Origin of the sequence: Flavobacterium suaedae (genome assembly GCF_014642915.1) — a bacterium.
In the GTDB taxonomy this organism is placed as follows: Bacteria; Bacteroidota; Bacteroidia; order Flavobacteriales; family Flavobacteriaceae; genus Flavobacterium; species Flavobacterium suaedae.
In genome coordinates this window covers 165,928-184,681 of record NZ_BMJE01000007.1, presented here as the reverse complement: position 1 = coordinate 184,681, position 18,754 = coordinate 165,928, and the positions used below count along the sequence as shown (strand labels likewise).

16 protein-coding genes are annotated in these 18,754 nt (G+C 37.7%); 6 read left to right on the top strand and 10 right to left on the bottom strand.

The features are described from left to right. The first annotated feature begins 141 nt into the window (after nt 1–141). The 3 genes from lepA to thiL all read left to right on the top strand — a co-directional run bounded on the left by lepA (nt 142) and on the right by thiL (nt 4,792). Nucleotides 142–1,938 (top strand): translation elongation factor 4, encoded by a 1,797-nt coding sequence (lepA, locus tag IEW45_RS13310; RefSeq protein ID WP_188621757.1) that lies wholly within the window; start codon nt 142–144, stop codon nt 1,936–1,938. Nucleotides 1,939–2,040: 102 nt separating this feature from the next. After that, the gene (locus IEW45_RS13305) at nt 2,041–3,393 is read left to right on the top strand and encodes a hypothetical protein (RefSeq protein ID WP_188621756.1); all 1,353 of its coding nucleotides are present in this window, start codon (nt 2,041–2,043) and stop codon (nt 3,391–3,393) included. 334 nt (nt 3,394–3,727) lie between these two features. After that, nucleotides 3,728–4,792, top strand: coding sequence for a thiamine-phosphate kinase (thiL, locus tag IEW45_RS13300; protein ID WP_188621755.1), 1,065 nt, complete (start codon nt 3,728–3,730; stop codon nt 4,790–4,792). A 33-nt stretch (nt 4,793–4,825) separates the two neighbouring features. Here thiL and IEW45_RS13295 read toward each other — a convergent pair whose 3' ends face one another. From IEW45_RS13295 to IEW45_RS13285, 3 genes are all read right to left on the bottom strand, one after another. Next, nucleotides 4,826–5,839, bottom strand: a complete 1,014-nt coding sequence (locus IEW45_RS13295) for a DUF6438 domain-containing protein (RefSeq protein ID WP_188621754.1) — start codon at nt 5,837–5,839, stop codon at nt 4,826–4,828. Between the two features lie 119 nt (nt 5,840–5,958). Then, complete coding sequence (locus IEW45_RS13290; protein WP_188621753.1) at nt 5,959–6,339, bottom strand: hypothetical protein; 381 nt, start codon at nt 6,337–6,339, stop codon at nt 5,959–5,961. 46 nt (nt 6,340–6,385) lie between these two features. Next, nucleotides 6,386–7,930: a glycine--tRNA ligase gene (locus IEW45_RS13285; RefSeq protein ID WP_188621752.1), complete on the bottom strand. Its 1,545-nt coding sequence runs from the start codon at nt 7,928–7,930 to the stop codon at nt 6,386–6,388. Nucleotides 7,931–8,078: 148 nt separating this feature from the next. On the opposite strand from IEW45_RS13285, the gene IEW45_RS13280 reads away from it, so the two are divergent. Together IEW45_RS13280 and IEW45_RS13275 are read left to right on the top strand one after the other, a co-directional pair. Further along, nucleotides 8,079–8,762 (top strand): ComF family protein, encoded by a 684-nt coding sequence (locus IEW45_RS13280; protein WP_188621751.1) that lies wholly within the window; start codon nt 8,079–8,081, stop codon nt 8,760–8,762. 63 nt (nt 8,763–8,825) lie between these two features. Beyond that, nucleotides 8,826–10,460 (top strand): Ig-like domain-containing domain, encoded by a 1,635-nt coding sequence (locus tag IEW45_RS13275; RefSeq protein WP_188621750.1) that lies wholly within the window; start codon nt 8,826–8,828, stop codon nt 10,458–10,460. 17 nt (nt 10,461–10,477) lie between these two features. Here the strand turns inward: IEW45_RS13275 and IEW45_RS13270 are convergent, their stop codons facing one another. The 7 genes from IEW45_RS13270 to IEW45_RS13240 form a co-directional block, all read right to left on the bottom strand. After that, nucleotides 10,478–11,248, bottom strand: coding sequence for an amidohydrolase (locus IEW45_RS13270; protein WP_308421058.1), 771 nt, complete (start codon nt 11,246–11,248; stop codon nt 10,478–10,480). 101 nt (nt 11,249–11,349) lie between these two features. Then, nucleotides 11,350–11,682 (bottom strand): hypothetical protein, encoded by a 333-nt coding sequence (locus tag IEW45_RS13265; protein WP_188621749.1) that lies wholly within the window; start codon nt 11,680–11,682, stop codon nt 11,350–11,352. A 322-nt stretch (nt 11,683–12,004) separates the two neighbouring features. Beyond that, a complete protein-coding gene (locus IEW45_RS13260; RefSeq protein ID WP_188621748.1) occupies nt 12,005–12,748 on the bottom strand; it encodes a succinate dehydrogenase/fumarate reductase iron-sulfur subunit in 744 nt (247 codons plus the stop codon). Nucleotides 12,749–12,823: 75 nt separating this feature from the next. Beyond that, the gene (locus IEW45_RS13255; protein WP_188621747.1) at nt 12,824–14,824 is read right to left on the bottom strand and encodes a fumarate reductase/succinate dehydrogenase flavoprotein subunit; all 2,001 of its coding nucleotides are present in this window, start codon (nt 14,822–14,824) and stop codon (nt 12,824–12,826) included. Nucleotides 14,825–14,837: 13 nt separating this feature from the next. Next, entirely contained in the window at nt 14,838–15,677 is an 840-nt protein-coding gene (locus IEW45_RS13250) for a succinate dehydrogenase cytochrome b subunit (RefSeq protein ID WP_188621746.1), read from the bottom strand. A 114-nt stretch (nt 15,678–15,791) separates the two neighbouring features. Continuing rightward, entirely contained in the window at nt 15,792–16,289 is a 498-nt protein-coding gene (locus IEW45_RS13245) for a hypothetical protein (protein WP_188621745.1), read from the bottom strand. A 73-nt stretch (nt 16,290–16,362) separates the two neighbouring features. Beyond that, entirely contained in the window at nt 16,363–17,214 is an 852-nt protein-coding gene (locus IEW45_RS13240; RefSeq protein WP_188621744.1) for a ChaN family lipoprotein, read from the bottom strand. Between the two features lie 177 nt (nt 17,215–17,391). Between IEW45_RS13240 and IEW45_RS13235 the strand changes: the two genes are divergently transcribed. Next, nucleotides 17,392–18,753, top strand: a complete 1,362-nt coding sequence (locus tag IEW45_RS13235) for a hydroxymethylglutaryl-CoA synthase family protein (RefSeq protein WP_188621743.1) — start codon at nt 17,392–17,394, stop codon at nt 18,751–18,753. Nucleotide 18,754 lies beyond the last annotated feature (1 nt).

Sequence of the window (18,754 nt, the reverse complement as noted above, 5' to 3'; positions counted from 1 at the left end):
TATTTTTTATACCTTTATTATATAGCATTTATTGCCTATATAACTACTTTGTAACTCACTAACTTTAATTATATTTGCCGGTTAATTGGTAACTTTACCAAAACGCAACGGGTTAGCCTGATTAAAGACATACGATTGACGATGAAGCACATTAGAAACTTTTGCATTATTGCACATATAGACCATGGTAAAAGTACACTGGCAGACCGCCTGCTGGACGCTACCCAAACCGTAACAGCACGCGAGCAGCAAAACCAGCTTTTAGATAACATGGATCTGGAGCGTGAGCGTGGTATTACTATAAAAAGTCACGCCATACAAATGGACTACATCCATAATGGTGAGAAATATACCCTGAACCTTATTGACACTCCGGGACACGTAGATTTCTCGTATGAGGTATCACGTTCTATTGCAGCATGCGAAGGTGCTTTACTAATTGTAGATGCTGCACAAAGCATACAGGCACAAACCATTAGTAACCTATACTTAGCACTGGAAAACGACCTTGAAATTATTCCCGTACTAAATAAAATAGACTTACCAAGTGCTAACCCTGAAGAAGTAAGCGATGATATTGTTGAGCTATTAGGTTGTGATTACGAAGATATTATTCCTGCCAGTGGTAAAACCGGTTTAGGAGTGGATAAAATACTTGAAGCAATTATAGAGCGTGTTCCTGCACCAAAAGGTGTGGAAGATGAACCGCTACAGGCACTTATATTCGACTCGGTTTATAACCCGTTTAGAGGTATCGAAGTAATATTCCGTGTAATAAATGGTTCTATCAAGAAAAACCAGAAAATTAAGTTTATGGCAACCGGCAAAGAGTATTATGCCGATGAAATTGGTACGCTAAAACTTAATCAGGTTCCTAAAGAGGAAATAAAAACAGGCGATGTTGGTTACCTGATATCAGGTATTAAAGAAGCCCGCGAAGTAAAAGTGGGTGATACCATTACCGATGCCAAAGAGCCTACCAAAAACATGATTGGCGGTTTCGAAAACGTAAAACCAATGGTGTTTGCAGGTATTTACCCTGTAGACACAGAGGATTATGAAGAGCTTCGTAACTCTATGGAGAAATTACAACTTAACGATGCCTCGTTGGTTTTCACACCCGAAAGTTCCGCTGCACTTGGTTTTGGTTTCCGTTGCGGATTTTTAGGGATGCTACACATGGAAATTATTCAGGAGCGTTTGGAGCGTGAGTTTGATATGACGGTTATTACTACCGTACCCAACGTATCGTACCTTGCCTACAGCAAAAAGGAGCCGGAAGTGCCTATTACGGTAAACAACCCAAGCGACCTGCCCGAACCAAGTAAAATGGATCATGTAGAGGAGCCGTACATAAAAGCTACTATAATTACCAAGGCTGACTTTGTTGGTCCGGTAATGAGCCTTTGTATTGAAAAGCGTGGGCAAATAGTAAACCAAACGTATTTAACACCGGAACGTGTAGAGCTTATTTTTGATATGCCGCTTGCCGAAATTGTATTTGACTTTTACGACAGGCTTAAAACCGTATCGAAAGGATATGCTTCGTTTGACTACCATCCTATCGGGATGCGTACCTCTAATCTGGTAAAAGTGGATATACTGCTTAACGCCCAGCAGGTAGATGCCCTGTCGGCACTGGTACACGCTGATAACGCCTATAATATTGGTAAAAAAATGTGCGAAAAGCTAAAAGAGCTTATACCACGTCAGCAGTTTGATATCCCTATTCAGGCAGCTATCGGGGTTAAAGTTATTAGCCGTGAAACCATTAAAGCACTACGTAAGGACGTTACCGCAAAATGTTATGGTGGTGATATATCGCGTAAACGTAAACTACTGGAAAAACAGAAAAAAGGTAAAAAGCGTATGCGCCAAGTTGGTAACGTAGAAATACCACAAGAGGCATTTATGGCGGTGCTCAAGCTAAATGACTAAATTTTAGTATTGAGAATTGAGATAACAGATTTTTAGATAACAAAACCCGATGCAGATAATGTGTCGGGTTTTTTTTAGCTTTAGGTAGTTAAATTTATTTATATGATTGTAATTGATGAAAATACGTTTTTGAGACTATTATATCAAAATCAGAAAGAATTTGAAGGGTATGATATCAGAATTGAAAATCCTATAACTGTTGATCTAAATTTAGCATCTAGTGAATTGGTATTCCAGAGAGTCTTTTTTAAAGGCGAAAAAATCACTTTCTTTTCTAATAGTAACAAGAGAATGGATAAAAGTTATATTATTTTTCTGAATACTCATTTTTCTAATAACAATACAGTTTTTAACAATATCGCTATTGAACAATTAATATTTAGTGAAGTAAGTTCTGATAGCCCTATAAATATTATAGGATTAGACATCAATACGCTTGAAATAGAAGAGACTATATTAAATAAACTTTTTAATTCCAAAGGAAATATTAATGAAATTCTACTTTCAAACTCTAAATTTTTTGAAGGGATATTCTTTGAAAAACTACAAAACCATCTTTTTGAGTTTAGCAAGTCATACTGCTCTACTTTCTGGAACTTAACCTCTCACTTTTCTAAGGTTAACATTTATAAAAGTACTTTTATATCTTCAATAGATTGTGGATATTTAAATTGTAGTATTAATGAATTTTTCTTTTCAGAGAATATGTTGAAAACAAATTTTTATCTAAACATGTCGAGGTTTAAAAATACACTGAAATTTAAATCAGTACATTTTGACGAAAATTCATTGTTTAAAATTAATTCTTGTGATTTTAAAGGAAAATTATACTTTGAAAATTCCTCTTTCGTAAAGTTCCATATTCAGAGTACTGAGTTTAGAAATTATCTCACATTTGAGGAAGTAGTATTTTCATCCATAGATTTTCAAGACACAAACTTTATTAGCAACACTTATTTTGATCAAGTTTTAATTAAGAATATAAATAAGTGTAAAAGAAAAACTATCCGACAAATTAAATATGCTCTCCAAAAAACAGATAATAAAATTGACTATAACCGCTTTAAAAGTTATGAATTAGAAACATATTATCAAGAAATAGAATGGAAAGACAACTTTAAAGACAAATTCATTCTAAGCGCAACCTGGTTTTCAACGGGGTTTGACCATAGCTGGATAAGAGCAATGGTTTTTACATTATTATCCGGTTTACTGTTTTATTGCTTATTCTTAATTTCTGAGGACTATTTAAATTCTTTTGAGGTTTATAAAGGAAAAGAATTCTTCTCCGGTTATTTTAGATTTCTATTAATAACTGACTTTTATAATCCTTTAATAAAAGAACGAGAATTTTTAACTGAGCCTTTAAGCTGGTTAATATTTATTCTAGGTAAAATAGTAATCGCCTTTGGTATTTATGAAATGATACAAGCGTTCCGTAAGTTTAAAGCATAACATTCCCCTCCACCGGAGGGGTGTCTGAAAGACGGGGTGGTTAAAAAGATTACCACGCTCCGTTGCACTACGCTCGTAATGACTCGTAACGTATAAAAAGTTCAGTAACAGTGTGCGGTTGCTCATAACACGAAACCTAAAACTTGCAACTACAAAGCCCACACACCACGTCATTGCGAGGAGACACGACGAAGCAATCTCACATAACTTTACAAACTTTCAACTTTCAAACGTTACGACTTTAGACTTTATGACTACATAACTTTAAGACTTTCTAACTAAGTTGTACCTTTGCCCTTTAGGACTTTAAGAACTTTATGACTTTCGGACGACTATGTTAGAAGACAAAAACCAAGAACGTACCAGCCTTTCCAGCTTGGGCGAATTCGCACTGATAGACCACTTAACAAAAGATATAAAAGTAAAACAACCCTCAACCCTTACCGGTGTGGGCGACGATGCTGCCGTACTCGATTTTAAAAACAAGAAAACTGTAATTTCTACCGATATGTTGGTGGAAGGCGTACATTTCGATTTGTCGTACATGCCGTTAAAGCATTTGGGCTACAAAGCCGTAGTAGTAAACGTAAGCGACATTTGCGCCATGAACGCCAAGCCTACGCAAATAACAGTATCTATTGCGGTGTCCAACCGTTTTCCGCTGGAAGCGTTAGAGGAATTGTATCAAGGTATCCGTTTGGCGGCACAAGTGTACGATGTTGACATTGTGGGTGGCGATACCACCTCATCGCAAAAAGGAATGATAATTTCCATTACCGCTATTGGCGAAGCGGAAGAAGAGGATATTGTGTACCGCAACGGTGCAGGCGAAAGCGACTTACTGGTAGTAACTGGTGATGTTGGTGCAGCCTATATGGGCTTACAAGTATTAGAGCGCGAAAAGCAGGTGTTTCAGGTGAACCCTGATAACCAACCTGACCTTGAAGCGTACACCTACCTTATAGAACGTCAGTTAAAGCCGGAAGCCAGAAAGGATATAAAAGAAATACTGAAAGGACTGGAAATAAAGCCAACGTCCATGATTGATATATCCGATGGATTGTCGTCGGAGATACTGCACCTTTGCAAAAGTAGTGGCGTGGGTTGTAACCTGTATGAGGAGAAAATTCCTGCCGACCCGCAACTGATAAGCTCATGCGAGGAGTTTGATATTGATATTACCACAGTAGCCATAAACGGCGGTGAGGATTACGAATTACTTTTCACCATAAAAATGGAGGACTTCGATAAGATAAAAGGAAACCCGAATTTTACGGTTATCGGTCACATGACGCAGGAAAGCGAAGGCACTCACCTGATTACCCGAGCAGCGACTAAAATTCCGTTAAAAGCGCGTGGCTGGGATGGCATGAATGAAAACGATACCGACGAAGAGTAAATAATAAAAAAGCCTGCTTATAGCAGGCTTTTTTTATTCCCAATTTTGATTAGTTCTTAAATTAAAAAACATTTCATGAAGTTTTCTCATTCCGTATGTTCCCTGTAACCCATAGTCTTTTATGGTTTTTACCTTTCCGTTATTATACGTTACTTTTAAAACAGCTGTTTGGTCGTCTGTCCATATAACATTGTAGTGGTCCTGTAAACTTGGAAAATCAATATAATTTAACACCTCTGTTAATTCGCTTAAATTTTCTTTTTTAATAGTTGCGCTATAAACACCCTCCAGCAACTCTCCTTTTTGCCAAGGTTTAGTATAATTATATTCTTTAGCTATAAAAACAGAAGTACCATTTTTATTAATTTCCATTGAAAATATAGGGCATTGTCCAAAGCAGCCCTCTGTATTGTATTCAATTTTTTCAATACTATATGCTTTAGGCAAAGGATTATATTCTACAAAATCACTAAATTTAAATATAAGTTCAGACTTGACCCCTTTCCTTTTATTGCGTACTACTTTAGTTTCGTATTTAGGAGTATACACTATTAGTAAAGCCTTATCATCTTGATATTCCACCATCGGTACTATACCACGATAAATTTCTTCGGTAAGGTCATACAGCTTTGTTTTGCCTTCTCCAAAATCCATTATTACAAAAGCATTAAAACTCTTTGAATATGCAACATCCAAATCAGGATTAAAATTTTCACTGGTATATGTTTTGTTCTCCCCTGTGGCAAGAATATCCATATATCCGTTATTATCAAAATCTGCTTTTATATAAGTATAGTCTACATTCAACCTGTTGGCAAGGCTTACAAGCGAGCTATCGCAACCTATACAAGTTAAATCCTGCACCTTTTTAAGCGTAAATTTCCTATATAAACTATCCGATTTTCTAATGAAGTGTTCTACCTCCTGTTCATTTTTCAGTGAGTTTATTTCTGATGATTTAATTATGGCTTTTTCTGTTTGTGCTTTTGTTTGCTGATTACACGACAGTAATAAAAATAAAAGAATAGACAATAGGAATGACTTCATATATAACTGTTTGGTTATTATATAACGCTTTTTTAGTCCTATAAATTATGTGGTTACTTCGTCGTACCTCCTCGTAATGACACAGGTTAGTCATTGCGAGCGGAGCGCGGCAATCTTACTTATTCTTCTACAGGAATAAGAAATTTACATTTCTTTAATTCCTTGTCATCATCTATTTTATAGTTAACTACTATTTCATATTTACCGTCAACTACAGATTTTTCATTAACGGTTACAGAACACAAAAAACAATTATCTCCGCATTTCTTACCTAACATTCTAATGCCTATACCATATATACTAGATTCTGCACGTTTTATATTCTTAAAAGAAGTTCTTAACTCAGTAGGCTGATTTAATTTTAAATATTCTTGCCCGTTTTTAAACTGCAGTTTTACCACTCTGTTTTCCTGTTCACAAACAAAACCTTCTTCCTTCTCTTTTTTTGATAAGCAGCCAAATAAGGAAAAAGAAATTAAAAGAATAAAATATTTTCTCATTATTATATTATTATATAAAAAGCTCCCAATTGGGAGCTTTTAATTTCTATTTCGTTTTTAACAACCAGTTCCTTACCGAAACCTCATCGTTAATTATTTTTCTCAGGTCAACTATAGCAACCCTGTCTTGTTTCATAGTATCGCGGTGGCGAATGGTTACTGTTTTATCCTCCAGTGTTTGGTGGTCAACCGTAATACAGAAAGGTGTACCCAGTGCATCCTGTCTTCTGTAACGGCGCCCTACAGCATCCTTCTCGTCATACGCAACATTGAAGTCCCATTTAAGGTCTTCAATAATTTCATGTGCTATGTCCGGCAGTCCATCTTTTTTAACTAACGGTAATACCGCAGCTTTTGTTGGCGCAAGCACCACAGGAAGGCTCAATACGGTACGTGTAGAACCATCTTCCAGCGTTTCCTCTTTTAATGAGTTAGAGAACACCGCAAGGAACATTCTGTCAAGACCTATAGAGGTTTCTATTACATAAGGCACATAGTTTTTGTTCAGCTCAGTATCAAAATACTGTAGCTTTTTACCGCTAAATTTCTCGTGACTACCTAAGTCATGATCGGTACGGCTATGTATTCCTTCAAGCTCTTTAAATCCGAATGGGAAGTTAAACTCAATATCTGTAGCAGCATTAGCATAAAAGGCTAATTTATCATGGTCATGGAAGCGATAGTTTTCTTCGCCAAGCCCTAAGGACATATGCCATTTAAGGCGTGCCTCTTTCCAATACTCATACCATTTCATTTCTTCTCCCGGGCGAACAAAAAACTGCATTTCCATCTGTTCAAATTCACGCATACGGAATATAAACTGACGTGCTACAATTTCGTTACGGAAAGCTTTACCGGTTTGGGCAATACCAAACGGTATTTTCATTCTTCCTGTTTTTTGCACATTAGAAAAGTTGGCAAAAATACCCTGTGCCGTTTCAGGACGCAGGTATAAATCCATAGCATTGGCAGCTTCTGCACCCAGTTTAGTACCAAACATAAGGTTAAACTGGCGTACCTCTGTCCAGTTTTTACTACCGGTATCAGGATCGGCAATTTCAAGCTCTTCAATAAGTGCTTTTACATCGGCAAGGTTCTCTGTTTCCAGCGAATGCGCCATGCGCTTTAGTATTTCTTCTTTTTTAGAAAGGTAACCTATTACTCTGGCATTAGTAGTAACAAATTCTTCCTCGTTAAAAGCATCGCCAAAACGTTTTTTAGCTTTTGCTATTTCCTTTTGTGCTTTTTGGTTTAGCTTTTCGGCATAATCCTCAATAAGCACATCGGCTCTATATCTTTTTTTGCTGTCTTTATTATCAATAAGCGGGTCGCTAAACGCATCTATGTGTCCCGATGCCTTCCAAGTGGTAGGGTGCATAAATATAGCAGCATCTATACCCACTATATTCTCGTGCATTTGTACCATTGCTTTCCACCAGTATTCACGGATGTTTTTCTTTAACTCAGCACCATTCTGCCCATAGTCATACACAGCGCTTAACCCATCATATATTTCGCTGGAAGGGAATATATACCCATACTCCTTTGCATGCGAAATTACGTTCTTAAAAATGTCTTCTTGTTTTGCCATAATGCAAAAATATAAAAAGCGATTGTATATAATAACAGTGTGTTACAAATAAAAGTATGTTTTCTTTTGTTTAACCCGTACATTACATTAAGTTTCCCTTCGGGATGGGTAATTTTTATATTTTTACCCCCTAATTATCCAACTATTAATGCTAAAAAGCCTCGCTGCTATACTTTTCCCCGAAACCTGCCCGGGGTGTAATTCGGTTTTACTGCAAAGTGAACAGGTAGTTTGTACCGCATGCAATCATAACATGCCGTACACCCAACACCACGAAATACCCGAAAACGAAATTTTTAAACGCTTTTACGGCAGGCTGCCCGTAACGCATATCTCGGCACTACTGTATTTTAATAAAGAAGGTATTGTGCAGCAGCTCATTCATAAACTGAAATACAAAGGGCAACAGGACATCGGTAAACTAATGGGGCAATGGTACGCCCCAAAACTGAAAAAAGTAACTGCATTGCAAAATGTTACCGCCGTAATACCCGTACCACTCCACCCAAAAAAACTACGAACACGTGGGTACAATCAGGTAGCGGAATTTGGCAAAGCAATTGCCGAAGGGCTTGACGTCCCGTACAGAGATGATATTTTGGTACGTACAGTTTACAACAAATCGCAAACCAAAAAGAACCTCGAAAACAGGGCCGCTATAATAGGGCAATCATTCGATGTGCAGTTTACTGAAAATGATGGCAATAATCATTTCCTGTTGGTTGATGATGTAATTACTACGGGCGCAACACTGGAATCGTGCGGGCGAGCATTACTTAAAATACCCAATACTCAGGTGAGTATTGTTACTATTGCATACACACACTCTTAAAATTCAAAAAAATTTTAATTACACTGAATATAATTGTTATTTTGTGGAGTTAAATAATAAGCCATGCCTAAGTATATATTAAAGCTTACATTTCTGTTTTTCTTTATAGTTTCAGTTTCTTTACTGGCAACAAGTTGTGCTAAAAGAGGAACTATTACAGGTGGTCCTAAAGATACTATTCCGCCTGTACTGGTAAGCAGTTCACCCCGTAATATGGCTACCAGCTTTAACGGAGATGTAATTCGTATTGATTTTGATGAGTACATTAAAATTAAAGATGTAAACAAGCAGCTTATTATTTCGCCACCTATGGAAACACGACCCATTATTACCCCTATGGGTAGCGCAAGCAAGTACATTGAGATAAAAATTAAAGATACCTTAGCACCTGATACTACTTACAGTTTTAACTTCGGGCAAAGTATTACCGATAATAACGAGGGTAACCCCTACTCGCAGTTTAAATTTGTTTTCTCTACAGGTACTTATATAGATTCGCTTATGCTAAACGGACGTATTAAGGATGCCCTGAGCCGTGAAGCAGACAATTTTGTAACAGTTATGTTGTATGAGGATAACGAAACCTATAACGACTCTACTGTGTTTAACAAACGTCCGCGTTATGTAACCAACACATTGGATACTATGGAGTATTATTCCCTACAAAACCTGAAAGCGGGACGCTATCGCCTTTTTGCTGTAAAAGACGAAAACAACAACTTTAAATACGACCCTAAATCAGATAAAATAGCCTTTTTAAAAGACCCTATAACCGTACCTAACGATACTATTTATCAACTGGAATTATTTAAGGAAAAACTAGCTTTTAATACTAAAAGACCTAAACAGGAGAACTCAAACAGACTTATAGCAGGCTATGAAGGCTATGCTAAAGCCGAAGATATAGCTGTTAAAGTTACCAACCCTGTTACCAACGAGGCTATAGAAAGCATAACCACCAATATAAAAGATAAAGACTCCGTACAGGTATGGCTACCCCGCAAGCTGGAAGTTGATTCGCTTAATGTAAATATAGCCTACAAAGATTCTGTAAAGGATTATACCATACGCTTTAAGGAAATGAAAGCTGCCGACTCGCTTTCTGTAACAGCAGAGCAAAAAGGAGGTATTCACTTTAGAGAGAAGTTTACGCTAAACACTACTACCCCTATTGTAAAGATAGACAGTACTAAAATAAGCCTTATCCGTAAGGACTCTACCAATGTACCTTTTTCTACCAAATATGACGCTTTTAAACAAAAAGTAGTATTTAATTTTGAAAAAGAAGAAGAGCAGAAATACACCTTTACATTACTACCCGGTGCTTTAGAAGACTTTTATGAAAAGCAAAACGACACATTATCTTACAGCCTTAGCACCCGCAGCTTTAACGATTATGGTAACCTGCGCGTACAACTGGAAAATGTAAATCGTTTCCCTTTAATACTACAAGTATTAAATACTCAGGAAGATATAAAAGCCGAATACTACTCAGAAGGGGAAACTTATATAACTTTCGAGTCTATGTTGCCTGACAGTTATATACTTCGGGTTATTTATGATGACAATGGAAACGGCGAATGGGACACAGGGGATGTACTGGAAAAACGCCAGCCCGAACAGGTTATTTACTTCCCTAAACCAATTGATGTAAGAGCACTTTGGGATGTAGAGCAGCCTTTTAATCTTGGCGGATAGTATGGTGTATAAAAATGCTATAGCAGTTTAAAGCTATCCCTATCGTTTAAAAAGCCCAGTTTATTACGCATTTTTTCCAGGTGCGCTTTATCTAAAGTCACGGTAATAACATCTTCATACGAAAAAGGCTCCAGCAAATAGTTACCCAGACTATCTAACACCTGAGAATGCCCTGAATAGTTATGCTTGTTACTGTCCTGCCCTATTCTATTTAAGCCGGCTACATAACACATATTTTCCACCGCACGGGCACGTAGCAGTACATCCCACGCCTGCGTTCTTTTTTGTGGCCAGTTGGCAACATACAGTAAAAGGTCAAAGTCTTCGGTATTACGAGAGAAAACAGGAAAACGAAGGTCATAACACACTAGCGGACAAATCTTCCAGCCTCGGTACTCTACAATAAGTCTGTTGCTGCCTGCAGTGTAATGCTTCTCCTCCCCTGCCAGCGTAAACAGGTGTCGTTTATCGTAAGTTTTATAATGCCCGTCAGGAAAAGCAAAAACAAGACGGTTATAGTAATCTCCATGCTCGTGTATAACTAAACTCCCCACAATAGCGCAGTTTTTTGCCTGTGCTGTTTCACGCATCCACGTTACCGATTCCCCTTCCATAGTTTCCGCTACATTTTCGGGTTGCATGGTAAAACCTGTAGCAAACATTTCGGGTAGCAGTATAAGGTCGGTTTCTTCAATACTGTTTATTTTTTCGGTAAAGTTTTCTCGGTTTGTTCTTGGGTCTTCCCAACTAAGTGGTGTTTGTATAAGGGAGATTCTCATTGTAGTCATGCGTGGAATTTATTTTATAAATTTAGCTAAAATAAAATCTAATGACAAGAATACAACTTGTTTCATTATATCTCTAGTGATTAATAATTTAAAGTTAAAAATCAGTATTTAGCCTGCTCTAATACCCATTTTTTTCGATTCTCTACTAGCACATCAATATTTTTTGAAAAATGGACAGAAACATCTTTTTTAATTTGTTTATCTATTTCTGTATAAATCCAAAATGTATCGTTCTCATGGGTATAATACCATGCATATACTACAACGTTAGTATCAGGTTTAAAACACTCAATATTATTTTTTAAAATAGGACCTTGAAAGTCAATATTATCAAGTAGTAAGTCATTCCTATGGTATTCAAAAGCACTATAAGCTACATCAATCATTTTCTCTTCCTGTGTACGACAACCGGTTAATGAAAGTACTATTGACACAACAATTAAGCACTTTATTGATTTTAAATATGTGAACCCTTTGGCAGATATGTAAAGAATTTTATTCATAGTAAATCATAACCTTTCAAAATCATTAAAATAATAATTACAGATAATATTAGTGCCGCAACAAAAGCTCTAAGCGACAATAAACTACTGTATAACGTTTTATTCTCATCTCATATGTTTTTTTGTCTCAACGAATAAACAATATATGAAATTTATACTATTAGTACTACAAATTTACCTCTTGCAATATAACAAAAAAGCGCACCTCGTTGAGATACGCTTTTTAAATATATAGAAATATCAATTTCCTATTTTATTTCATGCTTGCTACTAAATACTCTCTGTTCATACGAGCAATATTTTCAAGCGAAATACCTTTAGGGCATTCCACCTCACAAGCACCGGTATTGGTACAAGCGCCAAAACCTTCTTCGTCCATTTTCTTAACCATGTTAAGTACACGTTCGGTAGCTTCTACCCTACCTTGTGGCAGTAATGCAAATTGCGATACTTTTGCCGAAACGAAAAGCATAGCCGATGCATTTTTACAGCTTGCTACACAAGCACCACAACCAATACACGTTGCGGCATCAAAAGAAAGGTCTGCATTGTGCTTTTTAATTGGAATTGCGTTAGCATCCTGTGTATTACCTGATGTGTTTACTGATATGAAACCTCCTGCTTGCTGTATTCTGTCAAAAGACGTACGGTCTACAACCAAATCTTTAATTACAGGGAATGCCTTTGCGCGGAAAGGTTCAATATATATAGTATCGCCATCTTTAAACTTCCTCATGTGAAGCTGGCAGGTAGTAACACCTCTGTCGGGACCGTGTGCTTCACCGTTAATGTATAGTGAACACATACCACAAATACCTTCACGACAGTCATGGTCAAAAGCTACAGGGTCTTCTCCTTTATTGTTAAGATCTTCGTTTAAAACGTCTAGCATTTCAAGGAAAGACATATCCGGAGAAACATCGCTGATATTATAATCAACCATTCTCCCTTGATCTCTTGCGTCTTTCTGACGCCATATTTTAAGTTTAAGATTCATCTTTTTTAGTATTAAGTAATGAGTAGTGAGTAATGAGACCTAATATCTTATATCTCAATTCTCTGTACTAAAATCTTATTTATAACTACGTTGTACCAGTTTAATATTTTCGAACACTAAGTCTTCTTTGTGTAACACTGCGTCGCTTGGTTTTCCTTTGTACTCCCATGCTGCTACATAAGCAAAGTTTTCATCATCACGCTGTGCTTCTCCTTCTTCGGTTTGGTACTCTTCTCTGAAGTGACCACCACAAGACTCATTTCTGTGTAGTGCGTCTTTAGCAAACAGCTCTCCTAATTCAAGGAAGTCTGCTACACGCATCGCTTTTTCAAGTTCCTGATTGAACTCGTCCATTTTACCCGGTACTTTTACATCTCTGTAAAACTCTTCACGAAGCGCTGCAATTTCTTGTATTGCCTCGGTAAGACCTTGTGTATTACGTGCCATACCTACTTTGTTCCACATAATTTTACCTAATTTTTTGTGGAAGTGGTCTACACTGTGCTTACCGTTATTGTTTATTAAACGCTCCAGTTGCTCTCTGATGTTTTTCTCTGCCTCTGCAAATTCAGGAAGGTCAGTTGAAATCTCACCGGTACGAATATCTTTAGCTAAGTAATCGCCAATAGTGTATGGTAGTACAAAATAACCATCGGCAAGACCTTGCATAAGTGCCGAAGCACCAAGACGGTTAGCACCATGGTCTGAGAAGTTTGCTTCACCAATAGCGTAACACCCCTCTACAGTAGTCATTAAGTTATAATCTACCCATATACCACCCATAGTATAGTGTACCGCAGGGTATATCATCATTGGGGTTTCGTATGGGTTTTCGTCTACAATTTTCTCATACATCTGGAACAGGTTACCGTACTTGTTTTCGATAACTTCTGTACCCAGTTTTTTCACTAAAGCAGCATCATTATCATCAAGACCTTTTATTCTTGCCTGCTCTTTACCGTAACGGTTTATAGCCGAAGCAAAGTCAAGGTAGACTGCTTCGCCTGTTTTGTTTACACCGTAACCGGCATCACATCTTTCTTTTGCTGCACGAGATGCAACGTCACGCGGTACAAGGTTACCGAATGATGGATATCTTCTTTCTAAGTAGTAATCTCTATCTTCCTCAGCAAGTTGTGTCGGCTTTAATCTTCCTTCACGAATTGCCTGCGCATCTTCTATCTTTTTAGGAACCCAAATACGTCCGTCATTACGTAATGACTCAGACATTAGGGTTAGTTTCGACTGGTGGTCGCCTGATACAGGGATACAAGTCGGGTGAATTTGTGTATAACAAGGGTTAGCAAAGTAAGCTCCTTTTTTATGCACTTTCCATGCTGCGGTAGCGTTACTACCCATTGCATTGGTAGAAAGGAAGAATACGTTACCGTAACCACCTGATGCGATTACTACAGCGTGTGCCGAGTGACGCTCAAGCTCTCCTGTTATAAGGTTACGTGCTATAATACCTCTTGCTTTACCGTCTACCTTTACAAGGTCTAACATTTCATGACGGTTGTACATTTTTATTTTACCACGACCTATTTGGCGGTTCATGGCTGAGTATGCTCCTAAAAGTAACTGCTGCCCTGTTTGCCCTTTTGCGTAGAATGTACGTGATACAAGTACCCCACCAAAAGAACGGTTATCTAAAAGTCCGCCGTATTCTCTTGCTAATGGTACACCTTGTGCCACACACTGGTCTATAATATTTGCAGAAAGTTCCGCAAGGCGATAAACGTTTGCCTCACGTGCACGGTAGTCACCTCCTTTTACAGTATCATAAAATAATCTGTAATCAGAGTCACCGTCTCCCTGATAGTTTTTCGCTGCGTTAATACCTCCTTGTGCTGCAATAGAGTGCGCACGACGAGGGGAATCCTGAAAGCAAAATGCTTTTACGTTGTAACCAAGTTCTGCAAGCGTTGCTGCTGCCGAACCTCCGGCAAGACCTGTACCTACAACTATAACATCAATATTACGTTTGTTGGCTGGGTTTACCAGATTTATATGATTTTTATGATTAGTCCATTTCTCTGAAATAGGACCGTTTGGTATTTTAGAATCTAAAGCCATGTTTTAATACTTTTTATAGTATGAAATGAATATATAACGGAATTAAAGCAAACATAAGCGGTACAACAATTGCAAACGCTTTTCCGAAGTTTTTAATTAAACCGTTGTAGCTAGGGTTATTTAAACCCATAGACTGGAATGCACTACCAAAACCGTGATAAAGGTGAAATGCCAGTACCAGCATTGCTAATGCATATAGTATTGTAGCTATTAGCCCGTAATCAGGGTTTTTAAAGAAATCTACCGTAATTTTATAAAGGTCTTTATACCCTTCTTTATACTTTACTCCTGCTCTTGCATCATAAAAATCAGTTCTGTTTCTTATTTCAAGAGTTCCGTCTTCTACCTGCTTTTTAGGCACGTATGAACCATCAGTAGTTATATAAAACTCCTGTTGTATGCCATCTCCTGCATCAATACTTACTGTTTGCAGTGGTATGTTTTCATCAAAATGCATACGTGACCAAAAGTTAACCATGTGCGTAACAATAAATACTAATATAAGTGTTCCTAAAACTGCCATATTTCGCGATGCCCATATAGTATTGGCAGCTGCGTTGTTTTTTACATAACCTTTTGGTCTTGCCTTACGGTTTTGTATGGTAAGCACTATCCCGTCAATAGCGTGGAAAAGAATTGAAAAATACGTTACGTATGATAGTATTTTTACGCCCGGGTTGGTTGTCATGAAAAAAGCATATTCATTAAAATGAAGTGCTGCTTCGTCACCGCTTGCCAGTAACTGAAGGTTACCTAATAAGTGTCCTACTAAGAACAGACACAAAAATAAACCTGTTAAAGCCATCCAGTATTTTTTTGCCAGAGAGGACTTTAATAGTGCAGATTTTGCCATAGTATTTGTTTAAAATAAAGAGTTCTTTAAAAATTTAAACAAAAATAAAGCTAAAACCGAATAGCTACAACCATTTCGGCGTAATTTATAATCAGTATAAAGTAATGATATTAATCAGGTTTTAATTTCGGGAATTTTAGTAATAAAGTCTACTACATTTCTTAGCAGCCCTACTCGCTCTTGCTTTGTAACATAGTTCATGGTAAGTGTATAAACTCCGTTTTTATTAACTCCGTAAAGTTCAGGAGTAAACTCGCCGTCAATTTCGGTAAACTTATAAACGGCTTTAAGCTCCGGCATATGTTCAAGCTGTTGCTTTAATTTCTTATTCTTGGTTTTTACTTTAAAGCCTTTATTATTTTTTGTTATCCATTTATACAGAAGAAAAAGCGAAACAACCTCAAAATTTGAAAACGTAGCATTTGTTGTTGTAGCTGTTATTTTAAAGACACTTCTGTCAGAAAAGGGTTCGGCAGAGGGAATATGAGGCATTGAAGTTCCCATAGAGCGAAGTTCTTTCCTAACTTCAAAACACCATCCCTTACAAAAGAAATTCACACCATACACATGCCGAGGTAAGTGATTGTAATTATTTATGCGAGTTGTCTTCACTTACTTTAAGTGAGCCATTATATTTTTCAGCTATTTCTTCAAAAAGCTCTTTCATACAGGTATTAAAAAATGATTAATATGTCTTGGTCATATCCTCATCAATCACTAAAATAAAATCGGCTTTTTGTAGATGTTCTTCTTCCAGTTTACTAACATTTGCCTGAGATACGGCTGCAATAGTTATAATTTTAACTCCTGGTTTTTCACGCTTTAAGTACCAGTTAATACCTTCAAAATTATCGCTGTGGTAGGTACCGTTATAATGTACAAATACTTTACCCTCTTGTAAGTTTTGCGCAATAAAGTAGCCCATAGTAGCATCTTTAACTGCCTGTGCTTTCGGCAGGTTTTCGCCACCGTGACCACCCATCATTTCCAGCATTTTTACATAACCCGGTAAAGTAGCATCATACGCTATTGGTAGCGGAGCTATCCATTCTTTTTCCTGTACAGAAAGCGTATCCAATACGCCGAATCCCTTGCGATACACCATGCTGGCATAACGACGCGGAATGTTGGTTGCTATAAACGGGATATTATTATCCTTGGCAAAATCAACCAAAGGTTTGTAGTCGGTTTTGTGATTATTCCAAAGGCGGGCAACAGTATCAAATGCTTTTTGGTCTATTTCGCCTTTTAGGTATTGGTCAAGCTCATCTTGGTTGTCTGCTTCTACCATTTCAGCCCCCATTATTAACTCTTTCTTTTCGCTTAAATCTTTAGTAAGCTCCAATTCCAGCCAGTGGTTAATAGAGTTATCATGATGTTCCCCGAAAAGTACAACATCGGCACCTTCGGCAGCTTTCAATAATTTTTTATACGTCGTTTTTTTACCTTTTGGGTTGTACAGTTGGTACGGCAGTTTATCCTGAGCGTTAACAATAGTAACAACTAAAAAAGCAGTAAGTATATAGTATAATTTCATTGTGGTAGAGTAATAATTATTGTCTGCTAAAATAACCATAAACAAGGAGACAACATTGCTGATATAAAAAAATTAAAGCCTTATTTTTTTCACATTGGCAAAAATGCAGCGTAAAGTGATTTTTGTTATGCCCCGAACGCCTTATGTAACTACTTTTATACTTTAAAAGCACTCTGAATGAAGACCGGAATAGATGCCATAGCCTTTGATGTGGCTAAACTACACCTACCGATAAGAACACTTGCCAAAGCCCGAAATATAGAGCCTGATAAACTGGAAAAAGGATTGGGCTTACTAAAAATGACCTTGCCCGATACACATCAGGATGCGGTAGTGTTTGGTGCAAATGCCCTTACAAAACTAATACAGCAAAACAACTTTAACCCTGCCGAAATTGCCCGTATATATGTGGGTACCGAAAGCGGAGTGGATAACGCTAAACCTATAGGCTCTTACCTTGTAGGGTTAATGGAGCAGTTGCATGGCGAAGGCAGTTTTAGCCATTGCGATGCTGTAGATATGACCTTTGCCTGTATTGGTGGGGTAGATGCTATGCAAAACTGCCTTGATTTCGTCAGGTTGAACCCTGATAAAAAAGCAATAGTAGTAACTACTGATATTGCCAAGTACGATTTAGAATCGACAGGGGAATATACCCAAGGCGCAGGCGCACTGGCTATGCTTATTACCGCTAACCCTCGCATTATAGCCATTAGCAACCAGTGGGCAGTGAGCACACAAGGCGTTTTCGATTTTTTTAAACCTACACGTACCGTTACCAAATGGCAGGTTATGGGCACTGAGTTTAACGACCCTTGGTTCGGGCATTTAGAGAATGTAATTGAAATTCACAAAGATCAACCTGTTTTTGACGGACAGTATAGCAACCAATGCTATACCGACCGTACCCGCGAAGCCTACTTCCGCTTTAAAGAGCTTATGCAGACCAAAGGCTCACTTTACGAAAGTTGGGAGAACATTATTATGCACCTACCCTATGCCTACCAGGGGCGTCGAATGTTTGCCGAGATTTTTGCTCTCGATGCCGAACAGCCTTTACTGACAGGAGAAGAATCTGCGGAAGAGTATACTGCAAAAGTAAAAGAGGTAAGCAAAAGCGATGCGTACAGAACTTTTGTTGCTGACAAACTGCAAGCTGCTGAACCGGCTTCGTCATTAATTGGTAATTTATATACCGGTTCTATATTTATGGGATTACTAAGTGCTTTAGCGCAGCATGCTAAAAACGGAACGGATGTAACCGATAAAAAAATTGGTTTCCTTGCTTATGGTAGCGGTTCAAAATCAAAAGTATTTGAAGGTACAGTACAGAAAGGCTGGGCAGAAGCTGCACAAAAAGCACATCTTTTTGAAACACTGGAACAAAGCCGTGAAATAGATTTTGAAACCTACCAAAAACTACATAAAAAGGAACAACGTACCAGTATACAACAACCTGAAAACGAGTGGGTTTTAGAGCGTATTGAAAAGGAAGCCCCTAACCTTATAGGAGCACGATATTATAAATGGGTGAAGTAGG